Source organism: Prevotella sp. 885, from assembly GCF_002265625.1.
Taxonomy (GTDB): domain Bacteria; phylum Bacteroidota; class Bacteroidia; order Bacteroidales; family Bacteroidaceae; genus Prevotella.
Window position 1 is genome coordinate 94327 of the sequence record NZ_NOVE01000004.1, and the last position, 18666, is coordinate 112992.

11 protein-coding genes and 1 pseudogene are annotated in these 18666 nt (G+C 47.9%); 3 read left to right on the forward strand and 9 right to left on the reverse strand.

Annotated elements, in window-relative coordinates; translation table 11 throughout:
- Nucleotides 1-70: 70 nt before the first annotated feature.
- From CHL74_RS02995 to CHL74_RS03025, 8 genes and pseudogenes are all read right to left on the reverse strand, one after another.
- Nucleotides 71-871 carry a glycosyltransferase family 2 protein gene (locus CHL74_RS02995; RefSeq protein WP_094879641.1) on the reverse strand — a complete coding sequence of 267 codons (801 nt, stop codon included), beginning with the start codon at nt 869-871 and terminating at the stop codon, nt 71-73.
- 62 nt (nt 872-933) lie between these two features.
- Entirely contained in the window at nt 934-2208 is a 1275-nt protein-coding gene (locus tag CHL74_RS03000; protein ID WP_094879642.1) for a glycosyltransferase family 4 protein, read from the reverse strand.
- 71 nt (nt 2209-2279) lie between these two features.
- Nucleotides 2280-3569 carry an ATP-binding protein gene (locus CHL74_RS03005; RefSeq protein ID WP_094879643.1) on the reverse strand — a complete coding sequence of 430 codons (1290 nt, stop codon included), beginning with the start codon at nt 3567-3569 and terminating at the stop codon, nt 2280-2282.
- A 468-nt stretch (nt 3570-4037) separates the two neighbouring features.
- Nucleotides 4038-4781, reverse strand: a complete 744-nt coding sequence (locus tag CHL74_RS03010) for a hypothetical protein (protein WP_141241216.1) — start codon at nt 4779-4781, stop codon at nt 4038-4040.
- A complete protein-coding gene (locus CHL74_RS15500) occupies nt 4768-5001 on the reverse strand; it encodes a hypothetical protein (RefSeq protein ID WP_141241217.1) in 234 nt (77 codons plus the stop codon). The genes CHL74_RS03010 and CHL74_RS15500 overlap by 14 nt, the downstream gene beginning before the upstream one ends.
- A 21-nt stretch (nt 5002-5022) precedes the next feature.
- On the reverse strand, nt 5023-5709 hold the full coding sequence (locus tag CHL74_RS03015; RefSeq protein ID WP_094879645.1) for a hypothetical protein: 687 nt from the start codon (nt 5707-5709) through the stop codon (nt 5023-5025).
- 446 nt (nt 5710-6155) lie between these two features.
- Nucleotides 6156-6401: pseudogene (locus CHL74_RS03020) on the reverse strand (transposase); the annotation flags it as partial.
- A gap of 197 nt (nt 6402-6598) precedes the next feature.
- On the reverse strand, nt 6599-7330 hold the full coding sequence (locus tag CHL74_RS03025) for a hypothetical protein (RefSeq protein WP_141241218.1): 732 nt from the start codon (nt 7328-7330) through the stop codon (nt 6599-6601).
- Between the two features lie 1062 nt (nt 7331-8392).
- Here CHL74_RS03025 and CHL74_RS03030 point away from each other — a divergent pair.
- Nucleotides 8393-9871 (forward strand): leucine-rich repeat domain-containing protein, encoded by a 1479-nt coding sequence (locus tag CHL74_RS03030; RefSeq protein WP_094879648.1) that lies wholly within the window; start codon nt 8393-8395, stop codon nt 9869-9871.
- A 122-nt stretch (nt 9872-9993) separates the two neighbouring features.
- Here CHL74_RS03030 and CHL74_RS03035 read toward each other — a convergent pair whose 3' ends face one another.
- Nucleotides 9994-12102, reverse strand: coding sequence for a hypothetical protein (locus CHL74_RS03035; protein ID WP_141241219.1), 2109 nt, complete (start codon nt 12100-12102; stop codon nt 9994-9996).
- 265 nt (nt 12103-12367) lie between these two features.
- Here CHL74_RS03035 and CHL74_RS03040 point away from each other — a divergent pair, with 265 nt between their 5' ends.
- Complete coding sequence (locus CHL74_RS03040) at nt 12368-15454, forward strand: T9SS-dependent choice-of-anchor J family protein (protein ID WP_141241220.1); 3087 nt, start codon at nt 12368-12370, stop codon at nt 15452-15454.
- A gap of 38 nt (nt 15455-15492) precedes the next feature.
- Nucleotides 15493-18651, forward strand: a complete 3159-nt coding sequence (locus CHL74_RS03045; protein WP_141241221.1) for a fibronectin type III domain-containing protein — start codon at nt 15493-15495, stop codon at nt 18649-18651.
- The last annotated feature ends 15 nt before the right edge of the window (nt 18652-18666 follow it).

The window sequence follows — 18666 nt, forward strand, 5'->3', positions numbered from 1 at the left end:
GCTATGGCGGGACGCCATAGCCTCCTATGTTTGTACTGTATGCTATGGCGTCCTATGTTTGCCTTGTATGCTATGAATTCTGGGCTTCCCTTTTCCCCTTCATCGCCCTAAACACAAACCATGCGTGCATGGCGAGGGTAGTGAAGAGTCCGTAGTGGTGTCTCATTACCTTGAAGCGTTCTATCAGCGATGCGCGGTGATTCTTGTTGGTCATGCCGCCGTCCAGATAGTTAGCCACCACTTCCGGCAGACGGAGGAGGGGCAGGTTGTTTTTCTCTGCACGCTTCATCACACGTATACACCAGTCTACGTCGGCAGAGAAGCGGTAGCGCAGGTTGTATGGCTCCGCCTTGGCGATGTCCGTGCGGGCATAGAAAGCCTGATGGCAGACCAGCATGCCGTGCTTAAACGAGCGCCATGTCAGATTCTCCGGCGGTGCCAGTCGTCTGGGATGGAGCAGTGTGCCCTTGTTGTCCACGATGTTGGTGTCGCCGTAGAGCACACCGGGCAGCTTTCCGTCCGATCGCTCGTTCACGTCGTTGGAGATGTTCTCCAGTGTGTTCTCGTTGGGGAACACGTCACCGGCGTTGAGGAACACCACGTAGTCGCCGTTGGCATACTTCAGTCCCTTGTTCATAGCGTCGTAAAGACCGCGGTCAGGTTCGCTGACCACCACGATGTCGTGTTCTGTTTCTTCCTCTGCATTCCGTTTTCGGTAGGCTTCCACGAGTTGCAGGGTATTGTCTTTGGAAGCCCCGTCAATTATCACGTGCTCTATCTGCGCCCACGACTGGGACAGAACGCTCTCAAGAGTGCGCTCCACCACCTCCGCGGCATTCCACGTGCAAGTTATTATGCTGAATTTTATCATGATTTTTTTGATTGAGGCTGAGCCTAACTGGGCCTTTCTGGGCCTATTTAAGCCATTGGAAATTATACAATGTATCTCTTCAGTGCTATCATTTCGTTATACACCTCGATGTATCTCATAGCTACGCTTTGCTGCGAGTAGTCGTGCGCCACCTTGTGTAGGCAGGCTTTGTGGAGGCTTTGCTGGTCGGCTTCGTTCAGCGTCCAGCGTATTCCTTCTGCGAGGTCGGCTGTGTCCTTGAACTTTGCGAGATAGCCGGTGCGGCGATGCTCTATCATTTCCGGTATGCCTCCCACGCGGAACGCCACGCTTGGCACGCCGCATGCCATCGACTCCATTATGGTGTTGGGCAGATTGTCCTCCAACGACGGCAGCACGTATACGTCGGCAGAGTTGTATATGCTTACGATGGTGTGCTCGTCGCTGACGTAGCCGAGCGGGAATGAGCGAACCTTCAGGCGCTCGCATATCTCCTCTGCTGCACCTCCGAGCATCGCCACCGATGTGTTTTTGGCGAACTCCGGGTCCTTGTCAGCGAGCATATTGATGGCGTCAATGAAGAAGGCGGCGCCCTTTCTTTCGTCCGTCACTCGCTGCGACACGAAGAGGATGATGCGTCCTTCGGCGGGCAGACCAGCCCGGAGACGAGCCTCCTTGCGGTCTGTCGGGCAGAACACGCGCGTGTCGATGGTGTTGGGGATGGACGTGATGCGCTGTCCGGTCATCAGAGCGCTCTGCTTAGCCTGGTCTTCCAGCCATCTGCTGCACGTCACGAAGTGGATGTTGGAAGAGTGGTATAGCCGTTTCTTCTTGTCCCATATCTTCTTCGAGAGGTCGTTCATCGAACCGCCACCTGGCAGCAGATGACAGTTATGACATCCCGAGCGGAAGTAGGGACACGTGCGGGCGTAATGGCAGATACCCGTAGCCGTCCATAGGTCGTGCATGGTCCACACCACCGGCTTTCCGCTCTGCACAATCTTGCGTATGTCGCTGAGCGAGAGCATGCCTTGGTTAATCCAGTTGAGATGTATGATGTCAGCCTCCTTAAACTCCGGCAGTCCCGTAATGTCCGTACCGGAAGAGGCTGTATCTATTTCGAAGAGATGCTTTCTTGAGAAGTACAGTCGGCAGAAGATGCTCAGCCGTTCCCAGAGAAAGTGGAAGCGGCGCAGTCGTTGGTGGGGTAGCGGCACCACTGTGAGCGTGTCGGTCTGTTTCTCACCCACCAGCATTTTCGCCTTCACGCCGTTGTTGTTCAGCGCTTCCATGAGGCGGTTGGCAGCCACAGCCGCCCCGCCCGTCTTCTCGCTTGTGTTTACGATAAGTACTCTCATTTGCTATTATGTTTTTTATTAGATTACAAAGATAATGTAAATAATTGGACATCGGGCAGTTTTTGCTATTTTTACATTATCGCCAGTATTGAATAAAGCGGATAATTGGTCATCCAGTCTTGTTCGCGATACGGCGACATGGACAGACGGACACCATGCAGCTCCGGGTTCTTATCTATGAACGAGCGCAGACTCTTGGCTTGCAGGTTTTCTTCCGCCTTTACTTCTATGGGTATTATGTCGCTGTCGCGCTGGACGAGAAAGTCAATCTCGCCACGTGAAGAATCGGCAGACCAGTAGTAAACGGACAGCTTCGAGCTGGTCTTTAGTTGTTGCATCACATACTGTTCTGTCAGTGCTCCCTTGAAATCCGTGAATAGAGCATTGCCGTTTATCAGACTTTGTGGCGGCAACTTGCTCATGGCTCCCATCAGTCCGATGTCAGACATGAAAATCTTGAATGCGGCGAAGTCTTCGTAAGCCGCCAACGGCATTTGTCCCTTCTTGCATCTGTTGACCTTATATATCAGTCCTGCGTCCTTCAGCCATTCTATGGCAAGTTCGAAGTCCTTGGCTCGTGCTCCTTCCTTCACTACGCCATAGATGAATTTTCGGTTTTCCTTTGACAGCTGTGCAGGAATAGACTGCCATACCATACGAATCCTCGGCACCTCTATTGCCGGAGCATGCTTCGAGAAGTCGCGCTCGTACGAATCCAATATTCCGTTCTGTAGGGTTCGCACTCTTTCCAGATTGCCGTCCTCAGCAAAAGCCGCCACCACGGCAGGCATTCCTCCTACAAAGTAATACTGGCGCAGACGTTCCTCAAACTTGGCGCGGAACATAGTTATGGTCTGCCAGTCCTTCGACATCAGAAGGTCTACCATCCGCTTCTCGCCGACCGCTTCCAGAAACTCGAAGAACGAGAGAGGATAAAGATACATGAAGTCCACCTTGCCGACGGGGAACGAGTCGTTGTGGTGCATGGCTATGCCCAGAAGCGAACTGGCTGCCATGACATGATATTCAGGGGCTTTCTCCTTAAAGTATTTCAGTGCGGTTATTCCGCGCGGCGCTTCCTGTATTTCGTCAAGGACAATCAATGTGTCGGTGTCAATAGTCACGCCCGTTGTCCATTGGATGCTGTTGATGATACGTTGTATGTCGAAGTCGTGTTCGAAAAGTTGACGCAACATATCGTTGTCCTCAAAGTTAACGTAAGCGCACTTCTTGTAGGCTTCTTTGGCAAACTCTTTCATAAGCCATGTCTTGCCCACCTGACGTGCTCCTTGCACGATGAGGGGCTTTCGGTCAGCGCTCGCTTTCCATCTATACAGTTCTTCTATCGCTTTTCGTCTCATAACTTTCTGATATTCTTAATGTTCCGTATTGCAAAGATAAGGTTTTTATTCTTATGACAACAAAAAGTGCGACTAAAAAGTGTGAAGTTCCGCAAAAAGTGCGACTAAAAAGTGTGAAGTTCCACAAAAAGTGCGACTAAAAAGTGTGAACGTGCAAGAAATGTTTCCTAAAGGTTCTGCTATTGCGTTAGGCAGGGCTTTGACAAAAACCTTTATCCACAAGCCTTTTGTTGGCACAGTGATGCCGAAGCATCACTGTGCCAACAAAAGAAAAACATAAAAAACACAAGGTTACACAGTAAAGGGATTCAAAAAAAATTAGAAGAAAAGGGTAATCGTAGGAGCTGCGGGCAGGAATGCCCTCCTCCTACGATTTGCCTTTTCTCGCTATTTTTTTAGTTTTGACCACACCCTCGTGATTTTATAAAAACATTTTGTAATTTTGCACTTGCTTATTGAATTCACATACTATTTCCTAAGTATTTTTGTCAAAGTCAAGTTCTTAGACTTATATATACTTTTAGCTTCTTTTGGAGTTACATAATAAACATTGAGTATGCTTAGTTTTTCCTTCAAAACATTGCAGCCATAGGATTTCTTCCCAACATAGGCATTTATCATCCATGTTGTATTTACTTGCTTTAAGTCATTTAGGTACAACTTTGAAGCTCGGGAAGCAAAATGCAATTCTTCTGTAATTCCAGTAAAGTTTAACTTAAAACTGAGGACATGATAATCACCCATTTTCTCATTAAACTCATTGATTGTATAAATCGTAGAGTCATCAACGATTGATTTTTTACAAGGATAGCATCCTTTTTTATTAGAATTACGAGATACGAAAGTAAGTGTTAAAGGAGTCCCTATCAAATTGGCAACATTCTTTTTATGCTCCTGCATAAAAGAATCATTCTGCCATTTTTCCTCATCCAACACTTTTCGTTTTACGTCTCTCTTCCCGTTGGAATCTGAAATTGTATAAACAACAAGAGCGGTACGTTTGTAAGCTTCTGTGCCTTTTATCAACTGCGTAGTTTCTTCCAAAGCAGTTACAATGGAAATCTTTTCAGAATTAGCATCATACTGCTTGTTTTCAAGCACATCAAACAAACAAACTCTGTTTGAGTCTGCTTTATTATTGATTACTTGCGCCTTTGAATTGCCAAAGGCAAAAAGGAGCAAAGCCAAAACTAAAAAATTAATCTTTTCCATCTTTCCAAAGTTTAGAACTTGCATAACCTACAACAACACCAGCCTTCAAGGATTCCTTTTGGCTATCATCAAGATTGGAATTAGAAATAATGCGAACTAAATCTTTACAATATTTATCCCATTCTTCCTGTGTAGAGACACTCTCCATACCATTTAGATACAAAGAAAGAACATCTATAGAATTGGATAAATTAGGATAATTCTTCTTTGTTAAATCCAAAAACTCTTGTGCAGTATTAGCTTATGACAATGTAGTTCCTACAAAACTACAAAAAGTCGCAGTAGATTCAATATCATTATCACCATTAATTTTCACAGGAACGAACTTCTGCACTTCTTCGTTTATTTTTAAAACCAATCCCTTGTCATCAAGATTTGCCCAATAATTAATATCATTATTCTCTATATAGGCATCTTGTATTATTTTATTGTGGAAATAGCCTAAACTATCTGCCAACGTCAAATTTGATTTATCTTCATTTAATATCAAATCGTCCATTTTCACATCCGTATTAATAAGAGACGTTATGGGGGTATTTGATAATTGCGCTCTTGTTGAAATCATATCTTCTAAATCTTTTAGATATGGCTTTGCTTCTGTTGTCGCAGCCTTAGATGAAGACGAAACTGCTGAATTCCAAACATTATTGCCGTTTATCAAACCATTAAAAGCACCCACACAATCAGAAACGACCACTTTAAAAATTGATTTAAAGAGTCTACCAAAGAAACTTCTTGACTGATTCTGACCTAATTGCTGATTAAGCAAAGATATGCTATCCTTCACGTCAATTAGTGCATTTGACTCATGAACTGTTTCAGTTCTAACGCTATTGGCAATAGGCATAGTTTCTTGTTGATTACAAGAAATCAAACTAACAAACAGAAAGCTCATGAATAAAGATAAAATTAAAACTTTTCCTTTCATAATTGTCAATCTATTATTAAACAAAAAATCAATTTATCTTGGAAATCTATCGTGCTTCTTAGAAGGTACGCCTTTTTACCAGTAAGGTCTGGATATAATATGACCGTCCTATTAATATCATCACAAATCGAAGACTGTTTTCTTCACCTACAACAAATTTAGTTTGTTAGACTTTCGACTGCAAATATAATGAAAATTTGTTTAAGCAACAAGAAAATCATGTCTAAATTATTAGTCAAAACAAATATGGAAGTGTTGTTTTGGAAGAAATAATTTATACCACAGCTTTAATTGAAGATATCAGTGTTCGAGATGCGATTGAACATTATTACCCCAATTCGGGATAAAATAGCGATTAGTTGCATGTTAAGACAGATACATGAATTCTCTTCCCATGCCATCAGACATGGGCTATATATAAAGAATCGAAAGAGATTATTCTGTCCTTAGAACAATGTAAGTTGCTTCGTGTCTTCGATGCAGTATCCTTGCAATGCCTTTGGCTTGTTATCAAAGAAACAATATGCTCCCAAGGCTGAAATAAGGTTCATGATAAAGTTGCTTACAGATATATGGCGTGAATGTACAATCTGTGCCGTATTCTTCAGCATGTCGTTAATGGTTTTGATAATGTATCTCTTGCGCAGCATCATTCTGTCATAGAATGCACACCCTCTCCTACAATTTGCCTTGTTAATCACAGAATTAAAGTTTGTGTTTTTCTTTGTTTTTTCCGATTATGGGCGCGTGCTGTGCACAAATAAAAGGCTTTACATTAGGTTGTCGAGAACTGGTTCTCGTAAAACCTAATGTAAAGCCTTTTATTTAAATCCGATAGGATTTGCGCCCATAAGCGGACTGTGGAGTAAGGTTTTTGTCAAAGCCCTGCCTACTTCGCAATCCTCTTCACCCCATTCCTTATATACACCCCGTGGTGCTTTGCAGGATTAATGCGTCGTCCGGAGAGGTCGTAGGCTTTGCCGTTTTTGAGGGGGTCGGCGGTCGGCTGGTTGATGCTGCTGGTGGCAGGGAGAGAGAAGTCGGTATTGGAGAACACCTTCTTGCCGTTGTCGTAACACTCCATTAGCATCGAGTATTCGCCGATGTGTACGGCTATTGAGGTGAACCATAAGTCGACGTTCGATCCTATGCCCTCCACCCATATAATCGCAGACTGTGCATCATTGCCGATCGTGATGCGCTTCCTTGCTATGCCGTCCACGCAGATGGTGTCCACGGCGCTTACGTGACGGCAACCGTCCAAAATCGGGTCGCCCACCTTGAGGTTCATGTCAATGAGGAGAATGTCTGGACCAACCTCGTTGCTGCTGTCGTAGGCATGCAACCTTCCGCCCTCCTCGTATGCGGCAACGTTGCGCGAGTAGAATCCCTTAACGCCTTCTTCGTATTCTATGTGCAGCTTCTTCATCGTTCTACCGTCGCAGATGGTGTCGCCCACCACCTTCACCGTGAAGGGCGTGTCGCCCTCGTCATGCAGCGGACTGTAGTTGCTGGTGACACACTTCCATACCTTTCCTTCAGTCAGAAACTTCTTTGCTTCCTGCGCACTGAGCAATGTGGAGAGCGAGAGAAGCATGATAATGAGTAAATGCTTTTTCATACGCAAAGTCTTTAAAGGTTGTTTTTGCAAAGATAGTGTTTAAAGTAATGCAAAACAAGTTTTCTTGTCTGAAAACTCTTCCTGTCCACCATGCAAATATTGTCTAAAGAGTAAAAACATGTTACAAAATAAAAATTGATTCTAGAGTTCCGGTTTGCTGTTTTTACGGTGTTTTGCTGTGAAAACTGCACCCATGCTTAACAATAGCGCCACTTTTACACTCCAATAGTGCCACTATTAGACAGTAAAAGTGGCACTATTGCATGCTAATAGTGGCACTATTGGAGTGTAAAAGTGGCGCTATTGCATACAAAAGTGGCTCGTTTGAGAGCCTGATTTTATAATGCTTCGTAAGAAAACCGCATAACATGCTGTGTATGAATATGTTGCCTCTAACCGCTCAAAACTCGAGAATTTCGCACCAAAGATTTTGTTGTGCGCTCAACTCATAGTATTGAGCATCAGAAATGCAAATATTGTGTCGGATGGCGTCTCGCCGTAGCCACGCAGCCTCTCATAGCAGAACATCAATCAGCGTTGTGTCCCGAGGGGACACGTATCCGTCAGAAACCCACTGCAAGCTCCGAAGGAGCGCAGCTGTGGGATAAGCATCACCATCTCCCTCTCTTGGTTCCGCAAAGCGGGACCGACTTTCCTCAACATCATACGGGATGCGTCAGTCCCCCTTCGGGGAACTATATGGGGTGGAGGTGTCGCACGTACCCACAGCTGCGCTGCTTCGCAGCTTGCAGTGGGTTTCATGATATAGGTCCCGCTCCGCGGAACCTGCAGCTCATACTCAATCTGTTTGCATTCGTGGGTGCGTGGCTACGGCGGGACGCCATAACCTTCTGGGTTTGTATCAGCCTCGGTGCGTATTACCCTGACAGTTACGTTGTTAGCGTACACGCTTGTAATAACTGTTAAAATGTTTGCACAAAAAAAACTTTCGTGGCTATTGTTTGTTAAATACGATAATTTGGTGTATATTTGAAATCTAAAATCCACAAGGGGATTCAATGTGTTTATTAACTATAATATTAACTTTTAACATTTAGTGGTATGAAACATGTGTTACTTTTACTAAGTGTTCTTGGCTGCTTGTCTTCTGTATATGGTCAGAAGGTTGATACAACTTTAATAGGTAAGCAACAGACTGCGATATTTAATCGTCCTACTTATGGCTATTCAATTAAAGCCCCTAAAACCACTGATGACAACCAAGACTTTCAGAGTTTGGATATAACGTCTCATGCTGGAGATTTGGCAGATGTCTTGGGGGACAACATTTATAATGTAGACTCCTTGGTGGTCAGAGGAACTGTGGATGATGCAGATATTCACACGCTTTGGGATGCTTCCTTAAACGGAAGACTTTCAGTCATAAATCTTGAAAATGCCGAGATAGAAAATGGCATTATTCCAGAGAAAGCCTTTTGGCATCAAAAAGAACAGTTGGACCCAAGTTTGGAATTTATAAACACTATCCATCTAAGGAGAATCATCCTGCCGGATGGAGTCAAGCGAATTGAAGAAATGGCATTCTCTTACTGCGTCAATCTTGAAGAGATAAACATACCCTCATCCTTACAGTATTTGGGATCAGACGCATTCTCGGATTGTGTAAGTCTCAAGACTGATCCTCTGGTGTTTCCTGAAGGTTTTGAAAGGTTTGGACAATTGGTTTTCTATAATTGCAGTAGCTTGAAAGGGCAAGTAGTGTTGCCGTCTACCATCAAAGAAATCGGTGTCGGATGTTTTTTCAGGTCAAGGATTTCGTCTATCATTTTACCGGAGGGGCTGGAAAAGATTGGTGATGCAGCTTTTTATGCTTGCCGTCTAAAGGAGGTATGGATCCCGAACTCATGTCAGATCATATCCGGTTCAACCACTTTTCAGCAGAATTATCCTTTGAAAAAGATACATTTGCCAGAAGGATTGGAAAAGATACCTGACAGTTTTGCAAGCAGTTGTTGGAATTTACAAGAGGTAAACATACCATCCTCTGTAAAAACAATTGGTCATGATGCCTTTGACCGATGCGAATCATTAAAGAAAATAGAATTGCCAGACGGACTTGAAGTGATAGAATGGGAGGCCTTTTGTGGTTGTGACTCGGTGGAACAGATTGTCTTTCCTGCTACATTGAAACAGTTGGGGCAAGAGAGCTTTTGCGATATACCAGAATTAAAACGCATCTATTGTATGGCTGAAGAACCTCCAGTATGCGAGGAATGCACTCATCATCCGGGGGAATCTCCATTTGGTGAATACAATTCTGATTCTAATTCAAGTACTCCCAATGACATTCCGGTTTATGTTCCGATGGGTACTGCTGAAAAATACCGTAAGGCTTGGGGATGGAATTATTTCACTAATTTTATAGAGACAGATGATTTCCCGACAGCAATACGTAATGTCACCACGGAGCACACTGATTCCAAGAGCCGTATTTATGATTTGAATGGCAGAAAAGTGATAACTCCGCAAAAAGGACAGGTGTATATTAAAAACGGAAAGAAGATAATATTTACTCGTTAGACACAATCAGATTATAGTAACTTAGTAGAAAACAAAAAAAGAAACAGATGTAAGAACCATGCTCAACAGCAACGGTCCTTACATCTGTTTCTTTATGTTATGCTAATTCTGTTTAGCCTATATTATAATGTAACCTTTACGCTCTGCTTGCCCACCTTCACGATGTATGTGGCATTGGCAGGAACGCTGAAGCTTGCGGTCTCGGCGCCACTCATGTCACTTGCCACTACAGCACCAGCTGCTGTGTAGACGTAAACGGGAGCCTTGGCGGGATTGTTGACCACGAGACGGTCGCCCTCCATGCGGACAGTTGCTCCGCTGAACGAAATGTCAGCATTGTTGATGCCGGTGGGGCGAGCCTCTGCCATGACGAGCTTATAGTCAGACATCTTGCTCTCGAGGTAAGATGTTCTCTCGTATTCGCTCTGGGCAGCCTGCTTCACTCTTACAGACTGTGCGCGGTGATAGATGTCCATGCCCTTGAGACGATACGGAACAGTCACGTCCACAGATGTGCCCTCGAGGAAGTTGCCGTAATAGAACGGGTCGTAGAAGAACTCGCCAGCCTTATAGTTCTGCGTGATCTTCAGCTCCTTGATGTAGAGGTTTGTCCATGTGTAGGTGCCGTAGAATCCGATTATGCTGCGGTCTGTACCCTTGGTCAGCTCCACAGTCCTTGTCTGCCAGTCGTTGCTGAGATCCTGCACGTATACAAGCTCGGTCTGTACGAAGTCGTCCACACTCTTGTCGTAAGAGAAAAGAGCCACGGCGCAACGTGTGTATGCCGTTTGAGCGGTGCCATTCTCGTCATAGTATGTACACGGCTCGGCTGCTGCTGTCATTTCGATGTTGATCTTGCCGCCGTCCTTGCTGAGGTCGAACTCCGGTGAGATGAGTCCGTCGTCTTCCTTAGCCTGGGTCATCCAGAAAGCGTCGAGCACGAGTGCGTCCTTATATACAGCATAGTGTGTGGCACGCCATCCTGCCTGACCGTTCATCTGCGGATAGCCACGGTCTGCAGAATGGTCATCGGGATTGTCCTTAGTGAATTCCACTGGAATCTCCGAACCCTCGCCGTATGTCGATCCCGGCATCCAGAGATGTGTGACGGTCATCTTGCCGTCCTCCTTAGCCACGTTCTTTGCTGCAGCCACGTAGTTGTAGCGCTCGGCTGTCGGCACCTCGTTCCAAGAGGCTGTGTATGTGTCGCCGTTAGTGGGGCATTCGTCGGCAAGCGTCGGAGCCTCCACGTCCATAATCTTCACCGGTGTGCTCGGCATAGAAACCTTGTCGCCCTTCATGCCCTGAACAGTATAATAATATGTGTCGCCCGAGTCAGCGTTGTCAACCACAAATTCGGTTCCCGTCACCTTCTTGTTCTCCACGATGTAGTCGTTAGGCGTAACGCCGTCGCCCTTCACGGTGTAAACGTTAAGCAGGTAGCTGTCGGCTCCGTCCACTGCGTCCCAGCTGAGATTGAAAGTCTTGCCGGTGTAGAAGCGGTGTTTGTGACCAGCCGGTGTGCCGACGTACTGCTTCACCTGATAAACCTCGATGTCGTCGATGAGGATGGCAGCGTCCTGCGGGCAGATGTTGATGAGCGTTGTGGGACCGCCGTCATGGAACATAAACTCATACTCGCGCCATGTATTGTCAATCTTCTCCACCTGATAGTTTTCGAGGAAGCGCCATGTGGCTGTCATGCCGTTGGTCTCGGCACCCTCGATGACGGTGTAGTTAGACTCTGCGTCCTCCTCGAATGTGCGTGCGCGGAACTTCACGAAGAAGATGCCGTCGTTGCCGGTAAGGTCGAGAAGCGGAGTGTTGACCTGGCCGCTGTTGATGTAGAGACATCCGCCTGCGGGATAAGCGCCGTGTGAGCCCCATCCGAACTCTTTCGTATAGTCGCCCGACATGTTTATCCATGCGTTGTCGTCATTCTGGTAGCTGATGTCGGTGTCCTCGTCAGGCTCAGCCTCACTGCCGGTGGTCATCTTTGAGAAGTCCTCACTGATGATGCTCACCACCTCGCCATAGTCAGAAGGATTGATGCTAATGGCTTTCTGGGGGGCCGGTGCAGCGTTTTTAACAAAAGAGCCTGCGGCGGCTGCCTTTGCCTGAGACACAACAGTGGTACGGGGCAAAAGCTGGGTAGCCATCTGCTGGGCGGCTACCGGTGTGGCGAGGGCTATCATGCCTGCCACAACCATACAGTGAGTAAAGTGTTTCATATACGAATGGTTTATGTTAATATGATTATTAATGTATGTTCAGTATCTAAGTGTAACCTATTTGCGAATTGTATGCGCAAACAGCACCACAAGTAATAGAAAACATTGCAAATGTACAAAAAAACTTGCATTTTGAAATAATAATTCGATATAAAAATGTATCTTTGCACAAAATTAATGCTGTAAGCAAACAGCAAGACTAACATTTTTATAATCTATATTTCCACGACATCATATCCTATCTTTAAAAAACAAATCGGAAGATATGTACAACAAGATTCTACTATCCTTGGCTCTTGCCATGGCTACACCTTTTGCCGGCACCTTCGTTGCTGCACAGACCACAACATCAGAACAGGCACCTTATGTCTATGACATCGCTGACGGCGAGGCTGACATCTACGGATACCTGCGCTTCGACACGCGTCTGCGCGACTACGGCGTGATGCACTTCGCCACCAACGCCCCTGACTCTTACACGATGACAAAGTCGTACGGCATGATAGCCGGCGAGTCGTCAGTGTTTACGGCTGGTACGATGGTGGGCGACAAGATGGTGGCTTACCGCGTCACCTATTACGCCAACGTGTTTATGCCGGAGGGCATCTGCCTTGTAGACCCAAAGACAGGCGAATATGAGATGAAGTGGAACTACGTGGACGACGGATCGCACCTCATCATCGATGAGATGACATACGACCCGAAGACCAACCGCATCTTCGCGATGCACTATGACACGAACGCAAAGACCACCGACCTCTATGAGGTGGACAACACGACATACGCTCTGAAGCGCCTCGGCTCCATCAAGGGTACGGCGCTCATGACGCTTGCCGCCGACAACGGATGGCTTTACGGCGTCTCTTATTCCTTCGACGGAACGTCTTATCTTATGAAGATTGACGAGGCTACGGCTTCGCAGCCCACAGCAGTGAAGGTAGGCGCAGAGGAGCTGAATCTGCTCGTTGCCGACTATTCGCAGTCGATGGAGTTCGACAAGACCACACATCGTCTCTGGTGGGTGGCTCAGGCTATGGACGACAATTCGTACCTCGTGGAGCTTGACACCAAGACAGGCAAGATGCTGTCAAAGAAACTGATAAAGGGCAATCCGCAGATTCTCGGCATGGCCATTCCTTATCAGTACGTGGCTGACAACGCTCCTTCGTACGTAGGATCGCTTGCTGCAGCTCCCACATCGGAGGGTGCCAACGAGGTGCGCCTCTCATGGACCAATCCTTCAAAGGACTATCGTGGAGAATCGCTTTCTTCCCTTTCCTCATTGAAGGTCTATCGCAATTCTTCCCTCGTAACCACCATCTCTGACGCAAAGCCCGGTGAGGCTGCCACATGGACAGACAAGAACGTGCCCAGCGGCTCATATATATATAAGGTGGTGCCAGCCAACGCTTCAGGCGATGGCATCTATCGCGAGAGCCGTACCTTCGTGGGCTATGACGTGCCCGCAGCTCCGCAGAACGTCACGCTGAAGGCAAGCGGAAAGAACGCCACCATAACATGGACAGCTCCTACGGAAGGTCTTAACGGCGGCACATTCGACAAGGCTTCCCTTTCGTACGACGTGGTGCGCATGCCCGACAACAAGACCGTAGCAACGTCGCTCAAGCAGTGCTCCGTAACTGACGAGGCTCTTGAGCACGCCGGCTATTCGTACATCGTCACTGCGAAGAATGCGCAGGGCAAGGGTGGTTCGACACAGTCAAACGTAGTGGCTTTCGGTCCTTCATACGGCATACCGTTCGTCTCGCCGCTCAACACGAAGGACGATTTCGGCGTGTGGACCTCGGTGGACAACAACAACGACGGACATACATGGGCTTTCGAGCCTTATGACAACGTGGCATTCTATGACCGCAGCGAGACAGAGGACGCCGACGACTGGCTCTTCTCGCCCTCATTGCTCTTCGACGGCAACAAGGAATATCAGCTTCGCTATACATATTACTCCACCAACTGGGTGACCGAGTCGTTCCAGGAAGTGAAGGAGAAGATGGACGTGCGCTACGGCACAGAGCAGACACCTTCTGCCATGACCACCGTGCTGAAGGATCTCGGCGAGTTCCATACAGCTTCGGGATATTATCTTTACGGCAAGGACGTATTCAAGCCGCAGAACGGCGAAGGCTACATAGCCTTCCACGCCAAGTCAGAGCACAAGCACGGACGCATCTTCCTGAAGGATGTCTCGATAAGAGAATACAGCGACAAGGACCTCAGCGTAACCGATTTCACCGGTTCTGCCACTGTAAACTGTGGCGTCAGCCATATCTTCACAGTAAGCGTGCGCAACGAGGGCAAGGCTGCCGTATCGTCATACAAGGCACAGATTATCAATGCCGAGACGGGCGAGGTGCTGGCTGAGACTGCCAGCAAGCCGGTAGGCAAGGACGAGACAATGGACGTGCCCGTGGAGTGGACTCCCACTGCAGAGGGCGAGGTGAATGTTACGGCACGCGTGGTGCTTGACGGCGACACCTATCCTGCTGACAACACAGCACAGACCACACTGGACGTGAAGGTGGCTCCCGCACATGCCGACCGTTGGATAACCGTCAACAAGGACGAGACAGAGGGATGGCTCGGAGCTTTCTATATGAACGACAAGCACTGGGAGGCACAGGCTCTCTTCCTTGAGAAGGAGATGCAGAAGAAGGACATCGACATCACCGGACTGCAGTTCGCGTTCAACGGCAAGACGGACGGCGCCTACACCTTCCCCGCTAAGATATTCATGAAGCAGACACAGCTGGACAACCTCATCCGCAAGGAGGGTAGCATCATGGGCGTGTTCGAGCTGAACGGATGGACCAAGGTGTTCGACGGCGAGCTTACCGTACAGGGAGCCGGCGACAACGAGGACTTCTACGTCAAGCTTGACAAGCCATATCATTATGCTGGCGGCAACGTCAACATCCGCTTCAACATCGACATCGAGGGCGACGTGATGCCTTCTGCCGACCTGCCCGTATGGCACCTCTCTTACACCACCGGCAAGAACCGCTATGCGTTCTATCGTGGAAGCAAGGAAGAGGCTCCGCAGGACGAGATATTCACAGCCGAATACATGCCGTACATGCTCTTCTCTTACATCGACAATACGTCAGGCATCGGCTTTGCCAACGCTGACGACGCTGTGAAGATAAGCTTCGACGGTTCGCAGATTGTGTTCTCACAGCCGGTAGATCGCGCTGAGGTGTTCACCATCAACGGTGCTGCAGTGGTAAGCGTAAGCGCCACATCAGCCATCGGCACATCCATGCTGCCCCACGGCACTTACATCGTGAAGGCAAGCAAGGGACAGAACACCGTAGTGAAGAAGATAGTAAAGTAAAGAATAATTATTACTAACAACTAAATATTAATAATCGCATGAAAAGATTTTACGCATCAGCTTTTCTGCTTGCGGCAATGACAGCGCTCCCGGCGTCCGCACAGAAGACAAACGTGTTTCCTGCGTTTAAGGCTCCAGTCGCTCCTCCGGTAGCGGCACAGTCAGAAAACCCATGGCATGCTACAAGTAGCATCGACGACAAGTCGAAGGGCGTCGTAGCTTATGCCGGTCAGACAGCTGACCCCAGTAAGAAACGTGGATGGGTGAAGTTCCCGGTGAAGGACGCCTACAACTCAATGGAGAAGGTTTACGTGTATCACCCCACAGATGACCAGCAGATTCTTGGTATGCGCTGTGGTGCCTTTGACGGTGAGAAGTATCACGCTCTCTTCACACGTATCTACACTCTCACAGAGTATCCTGACTTCTATGGTACCATCGACGTGAAGAGCGGTGAGGTGACCGACTCGATACGTGTATGGCGTGACTGGACCAACGCTGCAAAAAACGGCGAGTGGCAGAGTCAGTATGATATGGCATACAACCCCGCTGACGGACAGACATACGTCTTCGGTCAGAACCTCGAGAACACAGACCAGGCATACACTGACCTCTATACAGTGGACGAGAACGGCAACTTTGAACTCGTTACAACACTCGACTTCATCTACTTCAACTTCTGCTTCGACTACGACGGCACAATGTGGGCTGTAAGAGCAAAGGCAGACAAGAATTTCAATGCAGTGGGCACAGAGCTCGTTAAGTTCAATCAGGACTACGAGGTGGAGTCTGTTATGGAACTCCTCAAAGAGAAGAACCCGATCATCCAGGGTACATTCGGTTCTATGGCATTCGACTATTCTACGGGCGACCTCTACTGGTATGCCGTAACTTATCCTAACGCTTATGCTTATCTCTTCCGTGTTCCCACAGAGATGAAGAAGTCATGCGAGCTTGAGTATATGGGTGGTGTTGCCACCGGCACAATGCTCAACGGTATGTACATTCCTTATCTTACAGCAGACAGCCGCGAGGCAGCCGGCCGCGTTACTTCCATCGCAGCCGTCCCTGCTGACAACTCTGTAAGCAAGAACACCGTGTCATGGACCAACCCGACACTCGCTTGGAACCGCACAGAACTTTCTGACCTCGCTGAGGTACGCGTTTACCGCAAGAAGGCTGACGCTAAGGGGGCCAACACAACAGCCGAGCTTCTTTCTGCCGACAACGCAGAGCTTCTCGCCACACTTCCTGCTGCTGGCAAGAAGGGCGAGACGATGGAGTGGGAGGACGCAGCTCCTCTGAACGGCATCAATACATACTACGTTGTTCCTTGCCGTGTAGCCGGCGAAATCGGTATGCCTGACAGCGTACGTTGCTTCAGCGGCAATGACGCTCCCGCTGCTCCGGTGGACATTAAGGCTACAAAGCTCGGCGAACAGAGCATCAAGGTGGAATGGACAGCTCCTAACATCGGTGCAAACAACGGTTATGTAAACCCGGCAAGCATTAAGTATATCGTAACACGTCAGCCCGACAACAAGCGCGTGGCTAATACTGGCAAGACCTCATTAGTTGACGAGACCATCACTGGTGATGACAACTACTACTATCAGGTACAGGCTTACACCGAAGAAGGTGGTAAGGGTGGCGTAGCCACTACTGAGAAGGTTCGCGCAGGTCTCGGATGGGACACTCCGCAGAAGTTCAACCTCTTCGAGGAGAACGAGGCTAACCGCTGGACTGTAGAAGATGCTGGTAAGAGCGGCGCTAACTTCTCTTACACTGGTCCGCTGGATTACCAGGGCTACACTCTCTGGACATCATCTTCTCGCGAGACTGACTCTTGGGCATTCTCTCCGAAGCTCAATCTGAAGAAGGGCAAGACATATCGCTTCACTTACACCGTTGAGGATCGTTATCCGAAGGTAGAGTTCAGCTATTATTCTGCCATCGCAACAGAGGCTTCTAAGGATAAGGTGGTGCAGACCATCGGCTCACATGAGTGTATGTACTCAGAGACCAACTACAACAAGCGCACTTACACCGATACATTCACTCCGACAGAGGACGGCGTTTATCATTTCGGCTTCAACGTAAAGACAGAGGACGCTGACGTATTCTGCTTGTATAATCTGAATGTTTCGGAGATCTTCGACAACGACATCGCTGCTGTTTCTTTGTCTGCATCTTCTGATGCTGTTACTGACTACGAGAACAAGGCAACTGTTAAGGTGGCTAACCTCGGCAAGAACAAGATTGAGGAGAATAGCTACGTGGTACGTGTAATGCTCGATACCGGCAACGGTCTTACACAGATCGGCTACAACAAGTGGGTGCCGGAGATTGCTGCTGGTGATATTGTAAGCGTAGAGATGAAGTATACTCCGACTCTCGAGGGTACATTCGATATCTTCGCTACTGTGGAAATGGAAGGCGACCAGGAGTTGGGCAACAACAAGACCAACACCGTAAGCGTAACATGTGAGGCTACTGCTTCTACTCCTTGGACAAACGTGGTTACTGATCCTGCTACAGAGTGGGTCAACACACACGCTCCGTTCGAGTGCTACGGCAGCAACGACCAGTCGCTCATGCTTTACTATCCTGAGGAAATCAATGCCACTCCGGGTTCTAAGCTCATGCGTATCGGCTTCGAGTATGACGCTAACTTCGACGAGACTTCTGAGGAGCAGAGCATCCAGATCTATATGAAGAATACTAAGGAGCGCGAGTGCGAGGACGGTCCTATCTCTACCGACGACATGACTCTCGTTTACGACGGCATCAACTACTTCGTACCTGGTCAGAAGAACATCATTTCGTTCGACCTTGACACACCGTTCGAGTATGACAACACTCAGAGCCTCTGTATCGTGACATTCCGTTCTGGTACACGTCCTGCAATGTTCGGTTGCTTATGGCGCACATTCAACGCAGAGGGAGGTACATACCGCTCTATGCACGAGTCGCAGAACACTCCGTACAACGGCACCAACTGCTGGGCAGAGGATCAGGTTCCGGTGCTCTACATGGCATTCGACAAGTATGTAGGCATTAAGGATATCAACGTATCTGAGGAGAATAACGAGAATGCTCCTGTATATAACCTCAACGGACAGTATGTCGGCAACAGCACCAAGCTGCTCAAGGCTGGCATCTACATCCAGGGTGGAAAGAAGATTGTAGTTAAGTAATTAGATATAAATTAT

What these genes read in the sequence shown, in the direction of transcription:
- CHL74_RS02995 (WP_094879641.1), bottom strand. Translation starts at nt 871, where the DNA reads ATGATAAAATTCAGCATAATAACTTGCACGTGGAATGCCGCGGAGGTG.
- CHL74_RS03000 (WP_094879642.1), bottom strand. Translation starts at nt 2,208, where the DNA reads ATGAGAGTACTTATCGTAAACACAAGCGAGAAGACGGGCGGGGCGGCT.
- CHL74_RS03005 (WP_094879643.1), bottom strand. Translation starts at nt 3,569, where the DNA reads ATGAGACGAAAAGCGATAGAAGAACTGTATAGATGGAAAGCGAGCGCT.
- CHL74_RS03010 (WP_141241216.1), bottom strand. Translation starts at nt 4,781, where the DNA reads ATGGAAAAGATTAATTTTTTAGTTTTGGCTTTGCTCCTTTTTGCCTTT.
- CHL74_RS03015 (WP_094879645.1), bottom strand. Translation starts at nt 5,709, where the DNA reads ATGAAAGGAAAAGTTTTAATTTTATCTTTATTCATGAGCTTTCTGTTT.
- CHL74_RS03025 (WP_141241218.1), bottom strand. Translation starts at nt 7,330, where the DNA reads ATGAAAAAGCATTTACTCATTATCATGCTTCTCTCGCTCTCCACATTG.
- CHL74_RS03030 (WP_094879648.1), top strand. Translation starts at nt 8,393, where the DNA reads ATGAAACATGTGTTACTTTTACTAAGTGTTCTTGGCTGCTTGTCTTCT.
- CHL74_RS03035 (WP_141241219.1), bottom strand. Translation starts at nt 12,102, where the DNA reads ATGAAACACTTTACTCACTGTATGGTTGTGGCAGGCATGATAGCCCTC.
- CHL74_RS03040 (WP_141241220.1), top strand. Translation starts at nt 12,368, where the DNA reads ATGTACAACAAGATTCTACTATCCTTGGCTCTTGCCATGGCTACACCT.
- CHL74_RS03045 (WP_141241221.1), top strand. Translation starts at nt 15,493, where the DNA reads ATGAAAAGATTTTACGCATCAGCTTTTCTGCTTGCGGCAATGACAGCG.